The sequence below is a fragment of the Ligilactobacillus sp. UO.C109 genome, assembly GCF_026847815.1.
Classification (GTDB): domain Bacteria; phylum Bacillota; class Bacilli; order Lactobacillales; family Lactobacillaceae; genus Ligilactobacillus; species Ligilactobacillus salivarius.
In genome coordinates this window covers 1-225 of record NZ_JAPSFH010000038.1, presented here as the reverse complement: position 1 = coordinate 225, position 225 = coordinate 1, and the positions used below count along the sequence as shown (strand labels likewise).

The 225-nt window shown below is 48.9% G+C and carries 1 rRNA gene; it reads left to right on the top strand.

Going from position 1 to position 225, the window contains the following annotated elements:
* Positions 1-225, top strand: a 23S ribosomal RNA gene (locus tag OZJ21_RS09225); the annotation flags it as partial.

Here is a 225-nt window from a genome sequence, read left to right as displayed (position 1 = left end):
TAGCGGCGAGCGAACCGGGAAGAGCCCAAACTAAGAAGCTTGCTTCTTAGGGTTGTAGGACTGAACATTTGAGTTACCAAGAAATGAAGTAGTTGAATAATCTGGGAAGATTAGCCAAAGAGAGTGATAGCCTCGTAAGCGAAACTTCGTTTCCTCAGTTCAGGATCCTGAGTACGGCGGAACACGTGAAACTCCGTCGGAATCCGGGAGGACCATCTCCCAAGG